Origin of the sequence: Stenotrophomonas sp. 2694 (genome assembly GCF_040548715.1) — a bacterium.
Lineage (GTDB): Bacteria > Pseudomonadota > Gammaproteobacteria > Xanthomonadales > Xanthomonadaceae > Stenotrophomonas > Stenotrophomonas indicatrix.
This window is the reverse complement of record NZ_JBEPSG010000019.1, coordinates 1-16,145: the sequence shown is the minus strand read 5'-3', so window position 1 is coordinate 16,145 and position 16,145 is coordinate 1. Positions and strand designations below refer to the sequence as shown.

At 67.4% G+C, this 16,145-nt stretch carries 10 protein-coding genes; 5 read left to right on the top strand and 5 right to left on the bottom strand.

Translation table 11 applies throughout. The features are described 5' to 3' along the window. Nucleotide 1: 1 nt before the first annotated feature. Nucleotides 2-577, bottom strand: a complete 576-nt coding sequence (gene msrB, locus ABIA73_RS17210; RefSeq protein WP_354276075.1) for a peptide-methionine (R)-S-oxide reductase MsrB — start codon at nt 575-577, stop codon at nt 2-4. Nucleotides 578-721: 144 nt separating this feature from the next. Between msrB and ABIA73_RS17205 the strand changes: the two genes are divergently transcribed. Further along, a complete protein-coding gene (locus ABIA73_RS17205) occupies nt 722-1,441 on the top strand; it encodes a response regulator transcription factor (RefSeq protein ID WP_032976390.1) in 720 nt (239 codons plus the stop codon). Then, nucleotides 1,438-2,910 carry a sensor histidine kinase gene (locus ABIA73_RS17200; RefSeq protein WP_049466079.1) on the top strand — a complete coding sequence of 491 codons (1,473 nt, stop codon included), beginning with the start codon at nt 1,438-1,440 and terminating at the stop codon, nt 2,908-2,910. Before ABIA73_RS17205 ends, ABIA73_RS17200 begins: the two co-directional genes overlap by 4 nt. On the opposite strand, the gene ABIA73_RS17195 is transcribed toward ABIA73_RS17200, so the two are convergent. Next, nucleotides 2,907-4,250 (bottom strand): ATP-binding protein, encoded by a 1,344-nt coding sequence (locus ABIA73_RS17195; protein WP_099841841.1) that lies wholly within the window; start codon nt 4,248-4,250, stop codon nt 2,907-2,909. The genes ABIA73_RS17200 and ABIA73_RS17195 overlap by 4 nt on opposite strands. Continuing rightward, complete coding sequence (locus ABIA73_RS17190) at nt 4,247-4,936, bottom strand: winged helix-turn-helix domain-containing protein (RefSeq protein ID WP_025878439.1); 690 nt, start codon at nt 4,934-4,936, stop codon at nt 4,247-4,249. The genes ABIA73_RS17195 and ABIA73_RS17190 overlap by 4 nt, the downstream gene beginning before the upstream one ends. Before the next feature lie 345 nt (nt 4,937-5,281). Here ABIA73_RS17190 and asnB point away from each other — a divergent pair, with 345 nt between their 5' ends. After that, nucleotides 5,282-7,183: an asparagine synthase (glutamine-hydrolyzing) gene (gene asnB, locus ABIA73_RS17185; protein WP_354276074.1), complete on the top strand. Its 1,902-nt coding sequence runs from the start codon at nt 5,282-5,284 to the stop codon at nt 7,181-7,183. Between the two features lie 593 nt (nt 7,184-7,776). Here the strand turns inward: asnB and queD are convergent. Continuing rightward, on the bottom strand, nt 7,777-8,139 hold the full coding sequence (queD, locus tag ABIA73_RS17180) for a 6-carboxytetrahydropterin synthase QueD (protein WP_025878441.1): 363 nt from the start codon (nt 8,137-8,139) through the stop codon (nt 7,777-7,779). 195 nt (nt 8,140-8,334) lie between these two features. Between queD and ABIA73_RS17175 the strand changes: the two genes are divergently transcribed. Then, entirely contained in the window at nt 8,335-10,974 is a 2,640-nt protein-coding gene (locus ABIA73_RS17175) for a TonB-dependent receptor plug domain-containing protein (RefSeq protein ID WP_088101635.1), read from the top strand. A 64-nt stretch (nt 10,975-11,038) separates the two neighbouring features. Beyond that, on the top strand, nt 11,039-13,633 hold the full coding sequence (locus ABIA73_RS17170) for a M14 family zinc carboxypeptidase (RefSeq protein ID WP_354276073.1): 2,595 nt from the start codon (nt 11,039-11,041) through the stop codon (nt 13,631-13,633). A 602-nt stretch (nt 13,634-14,235) separates the two neighbouring features. Here ABIA73_RS17170 and ABIA73_RS17165 read toward each other — a convergent pair. Beyond that, the gene (locus ABIA73_RS17165) at nt 14,236-15,657 is read right to left on the bottom strand and encodes a DEAD/DEAH box helicase (protein WP_025878444.1); all 1,422 of its coding nucleotides are present in this window, start codon (nt 15,655-15,657) and stop codon (nt 14,236-14,238) included. Between the last annotated feature and the right edge of the window lie 488 nt (nt 15,658-16,145).

The window sequence follows — 16,145 nt, the reverse complement described above, 5'->3', positions numbered from 1 at the left end:
ATCAGACTCCAGAAGCAGGGGAAGAACCGACCGGCACGCGCCAGCCGCCAGCGGCGTCCTGTTGCGCAGACCCGGGCATGAACGCCATCGCGGCGCCGTTCATGCAGTAGCGCAGTCCGGTCGGCCGCGGGCCGTCGTTGAACACATGGCCGAGATGGCCGCCACAGCGGCGGCAATGTGCTTCCACCCGCAACATGCCGAAGGTGGTGTCACGGTCCTCGCCGATGGCGTTGTGCAGCGGCGCCCAGAAGCTGGGCCAGCCGGTGTGGCTTTCGAACTTGGTGGACGAAGAGAACAGCGGCAACGCACAGCCGGCACAGGCGAACGTGCCCTGCCGATGTTCCTTGTTCAGCGGACTGCTCCAGGGGCGCTCGGTGGCCTGCTGGCGCAGCACGGCGTACTGCGCCGGGCTCAGCAGCCGGCGCCACTCGGCATCGCTGCGGACCACCTCGAACTGTCGCGCAGGCCGTGCCTCGGCAGCGGCCGGGGCCGCGCGGCTGCACGCGCCCAGGCCCAGCAGGCCGGCGGCGGTGACAGCACCGCCCAGGCCCAGCAGATGGCGGCGGGTGAGGGACATGGTGGACTCCGGGAAGGGGCGACGGGGCCATGCTGCGCCCCCTCCGGTCAACGAATCCTCACGCAGGATTCAATTTTTCGTGAGGTATCCACGTCGCTCCCGCGCCACAATGCGGGCAGCCTCCCCACTGGCCCGAAGCTGCCGATGTCCGCCAAACGTGTCCTGATCGTTGAAGACGATGCCCACATCGCCGACCTGCTGCGCATGCACCTGGGTGATGAGGGCTATGAAGTCGCACACGCCGCCAGCGGCGATGCCGGCCTGCGCCTGATCGAACAGGAAGGTCCGTGGGATGCACTGGTACTGGACGTGATGCTGCCGGGCGTGGACGGCCTGCAGGTCTGCCAGCGTGCACGCGCGATGGCGCGCTACGTGCCGATCATCATCATCAGCGCACGTGGCAGCGAAACCCAGCGCATCGTCGGCCTGGAACTGGGCGCGGACGACTACCTGGCCAAGCCGTTCTCGATGCCGGAACTGGTGGCGCGCGTGCGTGCGCTTCTGCGCCGCGCCGAAGCGATGGCACAGAACGCGCGCATCGATGCCGGGGCGATCGAACTCGGCGGGCTGCGGCTGGACCCGGTCGCCCGTACTGCCGCCGTCGATGGCAATGCACTGGAACTGACCCCGCGTGAGTTCGAACTGCTGCTGTTCTTCGCCCGCCACCCGGACCAGGTGTTTGCGCGGATGGAACTGCTCAACCAGGTCTGGGGCTACCAGCACGACGGTTACGAGCACACGGTCAACACCCACATCAACCGCCTGCGCAGCAAGATCGAGACCGACCCGGGCAACCCGCGGCGCCTGCTGACGGTGTGGGGGCGCGGTTACAAACTGGTCGACCCGGCCGGGGCGGCCACATGATCAAGCCGAACCTGTGGCAGAAACTGGCGCTGGTGATGTCGGCGCTGATGCTGACGTGCTGCATGGCGCTGCTGGCCTGGCAGATGCGCACCAATACCCGGCATGAGCAGGAAGTGGTGCAGCGCCTGTCGCTTGGGTTGGCCGAGCACATCGCCCAGCGCAGCGAGCTGATGGACACCAGCGGCATGCGCGATGCGGCGGTGCGCGCATTGTTCGGCCAGCTGATGGCGGTCAACCCCAGTGTCGAGGTGTACCTGCTGGATGAGCAGGGTCGCATCCTCGGCCACGATGCGCCCAGCGGCCATCTGGTGCGCAGCCGGGTGGACGTGGCACCGCTGCGGCGCCTGCTGTCCGGTGCGCCGCTGCCGATCCTCGGTGACGATCCCCGCAGTGCCGATGGCCGCAAGGTGTTCAGTGTCGCGCCGCTGGTGGTGCAGGGGCGGCAGGCGGGTTACGTGTACGTGGTACTGGTGGGCGAACACCGGCAGATGCTGGCCGACGATCTGGCCGCCGGCAGCCAATGGCACACCACGCTCTGGTCGGTGCTGTTGATCGGCGGGCTGGGCCTGCTTGCCGGCCTGGTGGCCTTCTACTGGGTGACCCGGCCCTTGCGCCAGGTCACCCGGCGCATACAGGCCTTCGACATCGACGCACCGACGCCACTGCCCGCGCCGGTACCGCTGCGCGCGGGCGAGCGCGATGAACTGAAGATCCTCGAACATGCCCATTCGCAGATGGCACAGCGGCTGGGCGAGCAGTGGCAGCAGCTTCGCCAGCAGGACCTGCAGCGCCGCGAACTGGTGGCCAACATCTCGCACGACCTGCGCACGCCGTTGTCCTCGCTGCACGGTTACCTGGAAACGCTGGCGCTGAAAGAAGCCACGCTGTCGCCGCAGGAGCGTCGTCGCTATCTCGGAATCGCGCTGGCGCAGAGCGCCAAGGTCGGCCGTCTGGCCCGGGCGTTGTTTGAACTGGCGCGGCTGGAGCACGGTGAAGTGCGGCTGGAGTGGGAAGTGTTCGCGCTGCCGGAACTGCTGCAGGACGTACTGCAGAAGTTCGAGCTGGCCGCGCAGGCACGTGGGCAGCGCCTGCACGCTGATTTCCCGCCGGGCCTGCCGCTGGTGCGCGCCGACCTGGGTCTTGTGGAGCGCGTGCTGACCAATCTGCTCGACAACGCGCTGCGGCATGCCCCGGACGGGGGCCGTGTGCAGGTGCAGCTGTCGGCGCTGCCCGACAGTGTGCAGGTGGCGGTGCAGGACGATGGCCCTGGGGTGCCGCCGGCGCTGCGTGGGCAACTGTTCCAGGCGCCGGCGGCACTGGGCGCGCGGCGTGGCGAGAACGGCGGGCTCGGCCTGCTGATCGTGCAGCGCATCGTGCAGTTGCATGGCCGCCGTATCGAACTGCGCGACAGCGAACAGGGCGCGCTGTTCGTGTTCGCCTTGCCGCGTGCCGATGCCGAGGCGAACTAGACGTTGTCTGCCGGTGGCGGGACACCGCTTTCCATCGGCAGCAGCAGCCGGATGCAGGCACCGCCGAGCACCGAATCGGCCACTTCCACGTGGCCGCGATGCTTGTCCGCCACCACCTGCACCAGCGCCAGGCCCAGCCCGAAGCCCGGGCTGGCCAGGTCCAGCCGCACGTAGGGCTGCAGCACCTGGCTGCGCAGTTCGACGGCGATACCGGGGCCGTCGTCCTCCACCTGCAGGCACAGCCATCCCTCGTTGAGCGTGCTGACGATGCGGATCTGCCGGCGCGCATAGCGCAGCGCGTTGCCCAGCAGGTTGCGCAGCGCCAGTTCCAGCATGTGCCGGTTGACGTTGACCAGCCCTGCCGGTGACAGGTCCTGCTGCACCGGTATCGTCAGTGGTGCGAACTGCTCGACCACACCGCGTACCAGCGCGGCCAGTTGCAGGCGCTGGCGGGTGACCTGATGGCAGCGGCCGAGCGCGGCGTACTCGACACCCGCATCGGTCAGGTGCTGCAACCGGTCGATGTCGATGCGCAGGCCGGACAGCGCATCGCGCTGGGCGTCGTCCAGTCCGGTGTCTTCCAGGTCAGCCAGGCCGAAGCGCATGCGTGCCAGCGGCGTGCGTACTTCGTGCGCCACCGCCTGGGCCAGCACGCGCTGGCTGTCCAGCAGCAGCTGCAGCTGTTCGGCCATGTGGTTGAACGCCTTGGCCAATGGCCGCACCAGTGCGGTACCGGCGCGTGGCGCCCGGCTGTCGAGCTGGCCATCGCGCATCCGTCGTGCGGTCTGCGCCAGCTGCGAGACATCGCGCCACAACCGGTAGACCATCACGTACATCGGCAATGCCACCGCCACCATCAGGATCAGCAGGATGATGGCCACGCCGGAGGCTTCGCTGTCCTGCCAGCCTTCTTCGGGCAGGGCCTGGTCCAGCGGCCCCAGGATCAGCGCACTGCTGCTGTTGCCGACGCGCTGCAGGCTGCGCATGCTGTCCAGCTCGATCTGCACGTGTCCGTTGAGCAAGCCCTTGCGCTGTTTCGCCGGCAGTATCGCGGCAGCTTCGGTCAGCGGCATCAGCTGCAGCGGATAGGCGAAATCGCTGTCCAACTGTTGTGCCAGGGCTGGCCACTGCGCCGGCGGCGTTTCGGCGAAGCGATGTTGCAGCATGGCGTGCGGGCCGCGCATTTCCGCCTGCAGGCTGGCCTCGGTGCGGTCTTCCAGCAGCGCATCCCAGGCCCACAGCCCGAGCACGATCAGCAGCAGATGGGCGGTGAGGAAACCGATGCCGTAGCGCAGGAAGTGGAAGGCATGGCCACGCATGGCCGACGACGGATGCTTCATCCCCATGCTGATCGGCTGAACAGGTAACCACGGCCGCGCACGGTCTTGATCCGCTCGGGCTGCTCCGGGTTGTCGCCGAGCTTGCGCCGCAGGCGCGAGATGCGTGCGTCGATCGAGCGGTCCAGGCCATCGAAGGCGATGCCGCGCAGGCCACGCAGCAGCGCATCGCGGTCGAGGATCTGGCCCGCGTTGCCGGCCAGCAGGAACAGCAGGTCGAACTCGGCGGTGGTCAGCTCCAGCAGGCGGCCCTGCAGGTGCACGTTGCGGGTGGACGGGTCGATGCTCAGTTCACCGAAACGCAGGGCGCCATCGCGTGGCTCGACCCGGCGGTGGCGGCGCAGGTGGGCGCGCAGCCGGGCCAGCAGCACCCGTGGTTCGATCGGCTTGCCGATGTAGTCGTCGGCGCCCAGCTCCAGCCCCAGCACTTGGTCGATGTTGTCGGTGCGGGCGCTCAGCACGCAGATGATCCCGTCATAGTGGGGCCGGATCTGCCGACACACTTCGAAACCATCCTGGCCCGGCAGGCCGATATCGAGCAGGACCAGCGCCGGCTTCTCGCTGAGGATCCGGGCGATCGCGCGCTGGCCGCAGCGTTCGTGGGCGACCTGGTAACCGTGGCGCTTCAGGTAGTCGCTGACCATCGTGCCCAGCCGAGCGTCGTCTTCAACCAGTACGATATCCAGCATCTACAAGGCCTCCGGGGTGCTTCCGTACCGCCGTGGCACGAGCGCGGCGATGCTATCCCAGCTGCCGGGCCGCTCGGGTCCAAGGAGCGGGCGCCATTCAGCCGGGGTTGCTGGCGCGCGGGCCGGGCCTCAGGCCGGGCAACGACTTGGCCGCACGGTAGCCATCGGGTTGTTACAAAACGTTACGCAAGCCGCGCCTGCGGTGACGGTCGCTGACAGCGCTACGACTGACGTGGCGCTCGGCGGGGCCGAGCATGGCAGCTCTCCCCATCCGCGTGCCGCCCTCATGCCGTCCGCCTCCTGTCCCGCGCTTTTCCTTGAATGCCCTTGCCATGGAGGCCAGCGATGAGCGGCGTGGTCGGGGCCTGGCTGCCGCCTGCCGACGATGAGCAGCTGCTGCAGCAGCTGGCGCCGATGCTGCGGGCGCTGCAGCAGCGCGGCCGCGGTCGCATCGGGTACTGGACCGATGCCGACGCAGGGCTGGCCCTCGGTCATTGCCGTGCGCCGACCGACATGCCGTTGCAGCCGCTCAGCTCCAGCTGCGGGCGCTACGTGCTGTGCCTGGATGGCCGCATCTACAACCGCGCGGCCCTGCAGTCGCAGCTGCGCGACCTGCCACGCAGCTGCACCGATGCACGCCTGTTGCTGCAGGCCATCGTCGAGTGGGGCGTGCAGCGTGCACTGTCGCGCATCGAAGGGGCATTTGCGTTCAGCGTCTGGGACCGCCACGCACATGAGCTCTGGCTGGCGCGTGACCCGGTCGGCGAACGGCCGTTGTATTACGGCTGGTACCAGGGCCAGTTCCTGTTCGCTTCGGAGTTGAAGGCGCTGCAGGCCTTTGCCGGATTCGCTCCCAGCATCGACCAGGATGCATTGAGCCTGCTGCTGCGCCATGACTATGTGCCGGCGCCGCACACCATCTATCGCGGCATCCACAAGCTGGTGGCCGGGGCGATGCTGCGCGTGGACCTCAACGATCATGCCGCCGGCGGATCAGCGCAGGCCACGCAGGGCGGCCATCGCTACTGGTGCGCGCGCGATGCGATGCAATCCGCGCTGCAGCAGCCGTTGCAGCCGGCGCCCAGCCTGGAGCAGGCCACCGACCAGTTGGAGGTGGTGCTGCAGCAGGCGATCGCCACGCGCATGCATTCACCCGTGGCCTGCGGTGCATTCCTGTCCGGTGGCACCGATTCGTCGCTGGTGGTGGCGATGATGCAGGCGCAGTCGGCGTTGCCGGTGGAAGCATGGACGGTGGGTTTCGACGACCCCGGTCACGACGAGAGCGACTGGGCCTCGCAGGTGGCCCGCCACCTGGGCGTGCATCACCACCTGCACAGGATGGACAGCCGGCAGGGCCTGGAACTGCTGCAGCGCTTGCCGCAGGTCTGGTGCGAACCCTTCGCCGATGCCTCGCAGCTGCCCACCCTGCTGGCCAGCGAGCTGCTCGGCGCGCGCAAGCCGGTGGCGCTGACCGGCGACGGCGGCGATGAGCTGTTCTTCGGCCACCCCAGCTATGGCCGCGCGCTGCGCAATGCGCGCCTGTGCGGTGGCCTGCCGGACTGGGTGCGCGATCTGGCGCGGCGTGGCAGCAGCCGCTTGAACGTCGAGCGTGGTCGGCTTGGCGGTTGGCGCGCACTGGTGGCCGAGGTGGCCGCCAACGACGTGGAGGGGCATTACCTGCAGCGCGTCACCCGCTGGCGGCAACCGACCCAGGTGGTACTGGGGGCGCGCGAACCGGCGACGATCTTCCAGCAGCAGGACACCGCACTGCCGGCGGAAGCGCGCATCCAGCTGCTGGATTTCCGCATGGACCTGGCCGAGGGGATCCTTGCCAAGGTCGACCGTGCCGGCATGGCGGCCGGCGTGGAGACACGCTCGCCGTTGCTGGACATGGAGGTCATACGCCTGGCCTGGCGCCTGCCGCAGCACTTGAAGTACCACGACGGCGAGCACAAGCGGATCCTCAAGCATCTGCTGGCGCGCTACCTGCCCGCGCCGCTGGTCTATCGCCCCAAGCGCGGTTTCGGCCCACCGATGGCACGCTGGCTGGCCGGCCCGCTGCGCGACTGGGCGGAAGCGTTGCTCGACCCGCAGCTACTGCGCAACCAGGGATGCTTCGATGCGGTACGCGTGCGCGCGATCTGGGAGGCGTTCCTGCGCGGCGAGCGCAAATGGCATACGCACCTGTGGAACGTGTTGATGTTCCAGGCGTGGTACCAGCACTGGCACGGCAACCGCGGGCGATAACCCGGAGCGATCCTTACGGGCGCGGCGAATCTTCCTGGCGCAGGGCGGAGGCCCTTGCGTGCGAATGTCCTCCGGCGCCGGCCTGCGGCCACCGCCTCCCCCTTTACTTCGCACGCAAGGGCCTCCGCCCTGCGTCCGGAGCTCGTCGGCGTCTCATTGAAGGGCCGTCGCGAGCGCTGCATCTGCGCGCCTGGTGCCGCAAGCCGAGCCTCGTCGGGGCAGGTGGGGGTTTGGGCAAAGTAAAGGAGGAGGTGGCGGCCAACGGCCGGCGCCGGGGGACATTTGCCCAGGCCCCCACCTGCCCCGACGGGGCCCTTCAGATCGCAGAGACCCGGACGAAGACGCGCTCGAGAATCCAGACGTCAGACAAAAAAAGACCCGGCAGAGGGAGGGATCTGCCGGGTCCGGATTGCATGGGGGGAGGGACCCATGCAATGAGCGTGGGCGTCGCGCCGGTGGCTGTTGCCTGCCAGTCGCATCCGCCGTGCATTTGTATTGATGCAATGCAGCATACGCCGATCATGCGGCAATGCAACAAAAATCACGAAGGCGCCATCTCTGGCGCCTTGAGGCCTTTCAGATCAATGGGTTGATCAGGCGGCGGGGCCGCGGTAACGGCAGCCCGAGGTGCAGGTTTCGTGCACGGTGATCTCGCTCAATGCCGGCAGGGTGGGCTTGAGCTCGTTCCAGATCCACACGGCCAGATTCTCGCTGGTCGGGTTCTCCAGGCCGGGGATGTCATTGAGGTAATGGTGGTCCAGGCGGTCGTAGATCGGCTGGAAAGCCGCCTTCACGTCACCGAAATCCATGATCCAGCCGGTCTGCGCGCCCGGCTCGCCCTCGACTTTCAGTTCCACCCGGAAGGAGTGGCCGTGCAGGCGCGCGCACTTGTGCCCCGGCGGCACGTTGGGGAGGCGGTGCGCCGCCTCGAGCATGAAGACTTTGAAGATTTCCATGGCGCGATTGTACGCCGCGGGCGGCCGATCAGCCCGGCTTTGCGTTGCCTTCCCGTGAAGAAATTATTTCCATCCGGATGAAGAGATGATAGTTTCTCTTATATCCGTATGAAGAGATGTTATTGGCCGCACCCCGGCCAGGCATGGATTACTGCGGAACTTACCTCGTCCTTCCACTACCTCCCCCACATCGTCATGCCCCAGCACACCCTGCTCGTGGCGGCCCTGGCCGTCGCTCTGGCCGCGCCTTTGTCTGCCGCCGCCGAAACCCCCGCCGACGCCAGCGGCGAAGCCAGCACCCTGGCTGCCGTGCGCGTCACCGGTTCCAACATCAAACGCGCCGATACCGAAGCCTCCAACCCGGTGCAGGTGATCGGTCGCCAGCAGCTGGAACAGACCGGCAAGGCCACCGTGGCCGATGTGCTGCGTTCGATCTCGGCCAACACCGGCAACGCCAGCAACGAGACCACCAACAACGGTTGGGCCTCGGGCTCGGCCGGCATCGGCCTGCGCGGTCTTTCGCAGAAGAACACGCTGGTGCTGCTCAACGGCCGCCGCTTGGCCAACTACGGCTTCCCGGCCGGCGGCCTGTCGGACACCTTCGTCGATCTCAACGCGCTGCCGCTGGTGGCGGTCGAACGCATCGAAGTGCTCAAGGACGGTGCATCGGCGGTGTATGGCAGCGATGCGGTGGCCGGCGTGGTCAACATCATCACCCGGCAGAATTTCGAAGGCGCCGAGATCGGCGGCAGCTTCGGCGGCGCCGACCAGGGCGGCCTGCACGAGCAGAACCTGAAGTTCGTCGGTGGCCTGGGCGACATCGACAAGGACGGCTACAACATCCTCTTCAGCCTGCAGGGCTACAACCGCGAGCGACTGGACCAGGACGAGCGCAACCTGACCAAGAGCGGCATCTACAGCGACCAGCCCGGCGGCCGCTGGAACGGCTGGTCGGCCAAGGGTGCACGCTATCTGGTCAATGGCACCTCCGTGCCGATGCTCGATGCCAACGGCAACTGCCCCACCGGCACCACCCGCGTGGCCAGCGCGCCGATCGACGGCCTGGCCGGTGATACCTGCGGCTTCAACCAGGCCCCGTACACCACCCTGATTCCCTCCACCAAGCGCTACCAGGCCTACGCCAACGGCACGTTCCGCCTCGGCGACAACGTCGAAGCGTTCGGCGAAGTGCTGTACAGCCAGATCAAGAGTGCTGCCTGGTTCGGCAGCAGCCCGTTCTTCACCCTGGAAAGCGGTCGCTTCGCACTGAACGCGCAGACCGGCCTGGCCGAGCCGGTGTCGTCCAACCTGCCGGCCAGCAACCCGTACAACCCGTACGGCCGCGCGATCCCCATCGAATACACCTTCTTCGACCTCGGCGGCACCATCAAGACCAACCGGTCCACCGCCTATCGCGGTGTGTTCGGGCTGCGTGGCAACACCGAGAAGTGGGACTGGGAAGTGGCCGCGTTCGGCGCGCGCAGCAGCGAGCGCGAAACCGTCTCCGGCGGCTTCGCCAACCGCTGGGCACTGGCCAATGCACTGGCCACCGGCAGCTACAACCTGCTGAACCCGGCCGCGACGCCGCAGTCGGTGCGCGATTCGATCAACATCGCCACCCTGCGTCCGGCCGAGTCGGTGCTGCAGGGCATCGATGCGAAGATCTCCGGCAGTCTCGGCCACACCTGGGCCGGCGACATCGGGTTCGCCGCCGGTGCCGAATGGCGCCGCGAAAAGCTTGATTCGAACAACCCGTGGCAGATCGATGCCGGCCTGCAGGTGCGCCCGGCAATCGCCGAAGTGCATGGCGAGCGCAAGGTCAGCGCCGCCTACGCCGAGGTCAACGTGCCGCTGGCCTCGACCCTGGAACTGTCCGCCGCCGCCCGCGCCGATCATTACGACGATTTCGGCGACGCGTTCTCGCCCAAGCTCGGCCTGCGCTGGCAGCCGCTGGATTTCCTGCTGGTGCGTGCCTCCGCGTCGAAGGGCTTCCGTGCACCGTCGCTGTCGGAGAACTCCAACAGCACCAGCATCGCCTACGGCAGCGTGGTCGATCCGCGTGATCCGGACGTGCCGGGCTCGCGGCAGAACCCGACCTTCTTCACCGTCGGCAACAGCGACCTGAAGCCGGAGCGCACCAAGAGCGTGAACTTCGGCGTGGTGCTGTCGCCGTGGGCGAACACCAACCTGAGCATCGACTACTACCGTATCCAGCTGGACAACCTGGTCGGTACCAACAACACCCAGACCCTGGTCAACGACAACGTCGCCGGTGCCGTGCAGCGCGATGAGCGCGGCAAGCTGCAGGCGGTCTACAACCGCTACCAGAACCTGAGCGAGCTGAAGACCTCGGGCATCGACGTCGAGCTGCGCCAGCGCATCCCGACCACGGCCTTCGGTGACTTCACCGTGACCTCGGCCTACACCCACGTTCGCGACTACCGGCGCCCGACCGTGGTCGGTGGCCCGCTGGTGGACTATGCCGGCAGCAATCTCGGCGCCACCCTGCCGAAGAACAAGGCCACCACCACCCTGGACTGGAAGTACAGCGACTACACCGCCGCGGTGACCTGGTACTACACCAGTGGCTACGACCAGAAGGCCAGCACCGCTGCCGCTGCGGTGCAGAGCCGCGTCGACGCCTACAACCAGTTCGATCTCTACCTGGGCTACACCGGCATCGACAACCTGACCGTGTACGCCAAGGTGCAGAACCTGGGTGACAAGACGCCGCCGTACGATGCCTCGTTCCCGGGCATCCGCGCGCCGTACGACTTCAGCCAGTACGACCTGCGCGGCCGCTACTTCACGCTGGGCTTCGACTACCGCTTCTGATCCACCCACCGCGGCCGGCCACCGTGTGTGGCCGGCCGTGTTGCCATGTTCCAGGGGAGTCACCGTGTCCTTCCACCGCCGTGCCGTTTTCCCGTTGTTGCTCGCCGTCGCCACCGCCGTATCGTTGCCGCCTGCGGTACATGCGCAGAGCGGCTATTTCTTCCCGCAGACCACCGATGCCGCGGCATTCGATACCGCCATTCCCACGCCGGAGCAGTTCCTCGGCTATCCGATCGGCAGCCGCTACACCCGCCATGACCAGCTGGTGGCTTACTTCCAGGAGCTGGCCAAGCACTCGGACAAGATCAGCGTGCGCGAGATCGGCCGCAGCTATGAGGGCCGACCGCTGCTGATCGCCACGGTCACTGCTGCAGGCAACCACGCGCGGCTGGAACAGATCCGCCAGCAGCACGCGACCCTGGCCGACCCGGCGCAGCCGCGCAGCGCTGCCGGTGACAGCCCGGTGGTGGTGTGGCTGGGCTACAGCGTGCACGGCAACGAGACCTCCAGCGGCGAAGCGGCGATGCTGACCGCCTACTACCTGGTGGCCAACCGCAGCGCGGAAACGCAGCAGTGGCTGCAGCAGGCAGTGGTGCTGTTCGACCCGGCGCAGAATCCCGACGGCCGCGATCGCGCCGCCAACTGGCACAACGCCTGGGCGTCCGATCCGGCCTCGGCCGATCCGGCCGACAAGGAACACGTCGAACCGTTCCCGCAGGGCCGTACCAACCACTACTTCACCGATCTCAACCGCGATTGGCTGGCACTGACACAGCAGGATTCGCGGCCGAAGGTGGCGCAGTTCCACCAGTGGTACCCGAACGTGCAGATCGACTTCCACGAAATGGGCAAGGACAGCACGTACTACTTCGAGCCATCGCCGAAGAGCATGCATAGCCCGTTGATCCCGGCAGCATCGTACGAGTTCAACAAGACCCTGGCCAAGTACCACGCCCAGGCGCTCGATGCGCTGGGTTCGCTGTACTACACCGGTGAGAACTTCGACAATTTCTCGCCCGTGTACGGCTCGACCTATCCGGATTTCCACGGCGCGGTCGGCGTCACCGTGGAGCAGGCCAGCTCGCGCGGTCGCGTGCAGGAATCGGTGAATGGCCTGCTGACGTTCCCGTTCACCATCCGCAATCAGGTTGCCACCGGGTTGGGCACGGTGCGCGGTGCGGTGACCGAGCGCAGCGCCCTGTTCGATCTGCAGAAGAGTTTCTTCCAGAGCGCGCTGAAGCAGGCCGCACAACAGCCGGTGAAGAGCTTCGTGTTCGGCGACGCGCATGATCCGGCATTGACCCGACGCCTGCTGGAACTGCTGTTGCTGCACAGGATTGAAGTGCATGCACTGGACCGCGCCGTCAGCGTAGATGGCCAGCGTTTCGAAGCGGGCAGCGCCTACGTGGTGCCGGTGCAGCAGGCGCAGTTCCGCCTGGTCCATTCGATCTTCGCCGAGACCCCGCCGATCAAGGGCGACGTGTTCTACGGCAGCACCAGCTACGCGATCGCCCCGGCCTACGGCGTGGCTTTTGCCGGCAGCCGCAGCCGCATCGATGGCGGCGCCCGCATGGTCGAGGTTCCCGCAGTGCAGGGCGGGCTGACCGGCGGTGAAGCGGGCTTCGCCTACGTGATCGACTGGCGCGACTACAACGCGGGCCGCGCACTGGCCGCCCTGCAGGCCAAGGGCTTGTCCACGCGTGCCACCTTCCAGCCGTTCACCGCGGCCACCGCACAAGGTGAGGTGGCCTTTGCCGGGGGCAGCATCGTGGTACCGGTGGCCGGGCAGCCGCTGCAGGGTGCGGCGTTGCAGGAGGCGGTCGCCGCCGCCGCGCGGGCCGCCGGTCTGCAGGTGCATGCGCTGGCCAGCGGTCGCAGCCGCGATGGCATCGACCTTGGCAGTGACGGCGTCAAGGCACTGCGCAAGCCCGCCGTCGCGCTGGTGATGGGCGAGGGCGTGGCCGCCACCGAAATCGGTTCGGCCTGGTTCCTGCTCGACCAGCAGCTGCGCCTGCCGGCCAGCAAGCTGGACCCGCAGCAGCTGGGCAAGGTATCTCTGGACCGCTACACCACGATCGTGCTGTCCGGCGGCACCTATGCCGGCATCGACGCGGCCGCGGTAGCGGCATTGAAGCGCTGGATCCAGGCCGGCGGGTCACTGGTCACCTATGGCAGCGCGTCGAAGTGGGCGATCGAACAGAAACTTGCCGACGGCGAGAAGCTGGGCAAGGACGAGGAAGCAACAGACACCGCGCGCCGCGCCTTCGGTGACCAGCGCGATATCGCCGCGATCGAGCGGGTCAGCGGCAACATCCTCAGCGCCGACGTCGACCCCAGTCATCCTTTGGCGTTCGGCGTGCCGCGCCGGCAACTGGCGATCAACAAGGAGAACACGGTCATCCTGCAGCCGAGCGCGAACGGGTTTTCCACGGTGGTGCGGATCGACGACACACCGCGGGTGAACGGGTATCTGTCCGAGCGCAACCGCAGTCGCGTGGCCGGCAGCGCATGGCTGCTGGTGTCAGCGCAGGGGCAGGGCAACGTGATCCTGTTTGCTGATGATCCGGCGCATCGCAAGTACTGGCATGGCACTGATCGGATGCTGATCAACGCGATCTTCTTCGGGAATCTGGTGAATCCGAGTAAAGCGCGGGGTTGAGGCATTACGCGCCGAACTGACGCTGGGATTGGGAGGACGGATGGGCCGCGCAGGACACGCCGCAAGTACGTCCGTGTAGGCTCGTAGGCGCCATCCATGGCGCCTGCGGTCCTGCGCGGCCCATCCGTCCTCCCCAGACAGTTTCCTGCGGGCGCGGATGCATCAAACCCAAGGCGGGAGCAAGGGCAAAAGCAAAAGCTGGAATTCCGGCTTTTGCTTTTGTCTTTGAATTGAGCCTTCTTCTCTCGGCTACCCGGCGGGACAAGTAGGCGCTGGAAATGTCTGAAGCGTTGGGGAGCGGGGGCGGTGCAAAACCGCAGGCGCCATGGGCCCGAGGCATGCCCCGGGCGGGTTGGGCAGGACGCCGAACCCCGATCTTGCCGTGTGCGCAGGACAGCGCACACGAGCAAGGCGCCTACGAGCCCCCATGGATGGGTTTACGGCGTGTTTTGCACCGCCCCCGCTCCCCAACGCCCACACAAAACCCACCGCCAGCTTTCAAACCACCCGGCAGCCAGCAACAAAAAAGGGACGACGCGTAAGCGTCGTCCCCCGATAAGCAGCCCCCGCGCAGCGGGAGACGCCATCCCTGTCAGCTGGGATCAGCTGGCGCGACCGCCGCCGCCACCCTGGCCGCGGCCACGACCGCCACCAGTATTGGCACCGCCACCGCGACGCTGGCCCTGACCGGCACCTGCGCCTGCGCGCTGCTGGCCGTTGCCGGCGCCCTCGCGGCGGCCACCGCCGGCCTTCTTCGGGCCTGCATGGGCATGACGCGGCGCATCGCCGTGCGGACGGCGCGCGTGGGTCTTGCGCGGCACGCGCTCGCCGGTATCGGCCTCGGCCTTGCCCGGAGCACTGTTGCCCCAGCGGATCGGCGTCTGCAGCTCGAAGCCCGGCACATCGCGGATGTCCATGTCACGGCCGAGCAGGCGCACGATCGCGCGCAGCAGCTTCACTTCATCCTGCGCCACCAGCGAAATCGCTTCACCGGTCGCACCGTTGCGGCCGGTACGGCCAATGCGGTGCACGTAGTCTTCGGCCACCATCGGCAGATCGAAGTTGATCACCTTCGGCAGCTCGTTGATGTCGATGCCGCGCGCGGCGATATCGGTGGCCACCAGCACGGTGACACGGCCAGCCTTGAAGTCGCCGAGCGCACGCAGGCGCTGGCCCTGGCTCTTGTTGCCGTGGATCGCCGCGGTCTTGATGCCGGACTTTTCCAGGAACGCGGCCAGCTTGTCGCTGCCGTGCTTGGTGCGGGCAAACACCAGGGTCTGCTCGCGGCTGTCCTGCGCCAGCAGGTGCAGCAGCAGGTCGCGCTTGCGGCTGCCATCGACCGGATGCACCTTGTGGGTGATGGTTTCGGCGACGGTGTTCTTCGGCGTGACCTGGATCTGTTCCGGGTTGCGCATGAATTCCAGCGCCAACTGGCGGATGTTGTCCTCGAAGGTGGCCGAGAACAGCAGGGTCTGGCGGTTCTGCTTGGGCAGCTTGGCCAGGATGCGCTTGATCGAGGGCAGGAAGCCCATGTCCAGCATGCGGTCGGCTTCGTCCAGCACCAGCAGTTCAATGCCGGACAGGTCGATGCTGCGACGCTCCAGGTGGTCGATCAGGCGGCCCGGGCAGGCCACCAGCAGGTCCACGCCGCGACGCAGGATGTCCAGCTGGTTGCCCATGCCGACACCGCCGTAGATGCAGGCGCTGGGGATGCGCAGGTACTTGCTGTAACCGCGCAGGCTGTCATGCACCTGGGTGGCCAGTTCGCGGGTCGGTGCCAGGATCAGCGCGCGCGGCTTGCGCGGGCCGGTGCGCACTTCCTGCGAAGCGGTGCCCAGGTGCTGCAGCAGCGGCAGGCCGAACGCGGCGGTCTTGCCGGTGCCGGTCTGTGCGCCGGCCAGCAGGTCGCGACCGGCCAGCACCAGCGGGATCGCCTGCTGCTGGATCGGGGTCGGGGTTTCGTAGCCCTGCTCGGCGAGCGCACGCAGCAGGAAGGGCGCAAGGCCCAGGGATTCAAAAGACATCGAGATTGCTCCAAGTACAGTTAACGCCTGTCCGAACGGACAGACGGGGGCAGATCAAACTGATCGGCTGACTCGGAGCGTTCCCGTGAACCGCGCTGCGAGAATTGGGTGCAGCCAACGCGAAGCGCAGGCTGGAATGCGTGACGAACGGCGTCGGAGTGGGGGCGGGCGATGGGGCGAACCCCGGTCGCCGGCGATCCCGGAGGGAAACGGACGGCCGCTGCAGACCCGCATAGTCTAACGGAAGGATGAGACCTGACGCAAAGCAGGCTGTTCAGGTTGGGGGTTCGGCAGGGCTGCGCCCTGCACCCGCCGAATCGACGGCAATGGCAACAGCAACAGCAACAGCAACAGCGGGCATACCGTGGGATGGCGGGGTGGGTCCGGTTGCGGGGGCCGCCGTGAATACGTCCATGTAGGCTCGGTCGCGCCATCCATGGCGCTCACGCCCCCGCAACCGGACCCACCCCGCCGTCGACCGGTTTCCG